General features: G+C 62.4%; 2 pseudogenes. Both read left to right on the top strand.

Going from position 1 to position 1399, the window contains the following annotated elements:
- Positions 1–1192: pseudogene (locus HY26_RS17980) on the top strand (conjugal transfer protein TrbE); the annotation flags it as partial.
- 11 nt (positions 1193–1203) lie between these two features.
- Positions 1204–1399 (top strand): annotated as a pseudogene (locus tag HY26_RS17975) (P-type conjugative transfer protein TrbJ); the annotation flags it as partial.

Genomic DNA, 1399 nt, shown 5'->3' with positions numbered 1-1399 from the left:
AATAATGGACCACTTTCGTGGGGGCAGACCACACATCGGCGATGTCGGCCATACGCTGGTCGTCGGCCCGACCGGCGCAGGCAAGTCGGTGCTCCTGTCGCTGCTCGCCCTGCAATGGAAGCGCTATGAGGGGGCGCAGGTCTTCCTCTTCGACAAGGGCCGCTCGGCCCGCGCCGCAACGCTTTGCATGGGCGGCGCGCATATTGATCTCGGCAGCGCCGATGCGCCAAGCCTCCAGCCGCTGAAGGACATCGACACCGAGCATGGGGCGAGCTTTGCCGTCGACTGGCTCGTGGGCCTCTGCACGAATGAAGGCGTCGCCATGACGCCGGACCTCAAGGCAAAGCTCTGGGAGGCCATCCAGTCCCTTGCTTCAGCGCCTGAATCCGAACGCACCCTGACAGGCCTCAGCCTGATGCTGCAGGACGACACGCTCAAATCCGCGCTGCATCCGTTCACGTTGGAAGGCCCGCACGGTCGCCTGCTCGATGCCGATCATGAAAGCCTGAACCTCGCGGACACGGTCTGTTTCGAGATGGAAGAGCTGATGCACGCCAAAGGTGCGGTGGCCCCGGTCATCACCTATCTCTTCAACCGGCTGGAAGAACGGTTTGATGGCAGACCGACCCTCCTCATCCTCGATGAAGCCTGGCTCTTCCTCGATGATCCGATGTTCGCCGCGCGTATCCGCGAATGGCTGAAGACCCTCCGCAAGAAAAACGTCTCCGTCGTGTTTGCGACGCAAAGCCTTGCCGACATTGCAAACTCAAGCATCGCGCCTGCGCTGGTCGAGTCCTGTCCCACACGCATCTTCCTGCCGAATGAACGCGCGCAGGAGCCGCAGTCCCGGGAGACCTATCTGCGCTTTGGCCTGAACGCGCGCCAAATCGAACTAATCTCGAGAGCCACGCCCAAGCGCGACTATTACTATCAGTCGCCGCTCGGTGCGCGCGTCTTCGATCTCGGTCTCGGCCCCATCGCCCTCTCGGTTTGCGGCGCGTCCTCGCCCGAAGATCAGGCCCGCATGGATCGCATCTGGGCCGAGACCGAAGGCGACGGGTTCGCCGCCTGCTGGTTCATCGAGAAGGGCCTGCCCTGGGCCGCTGAACTGCTCAACCGCTGGCCCGGTCATGGGCCGGAGCCCCAGACGCACTCAGCCTTCAATCCCTCCCACATCCTCGCCGCCGAATAGGAGCTCGCCCCATGAAACGCCTTCTCATTTCAGCTGCCCTCTGCGCCTTGCCGCTGTCTGTGATCACAGCACCGCCAGCTTCAGCGCAATGGACGGTCTATGACCCGGCCAATCACATCCAGAACATCTATCAGGCCATCCGGTCGCTTCAGGAGGTCAACCAGCAGATCCAGCAGCTCACCCATGAGATCGAGATGCTGGAGAACA

It is taken from the genome of Hyphomonas sp. GM-8P, from assembly GCF_003263315.1.
Classification (GTDB): Bacteria; Pseudomonadota; Alphaproteobacteria; order Caulobacterales; family Hyphomonadaceae; genus Hyphomonas.
This window is presented reverse-complemented; position numbering and strand designations above follow the sequence as displayed.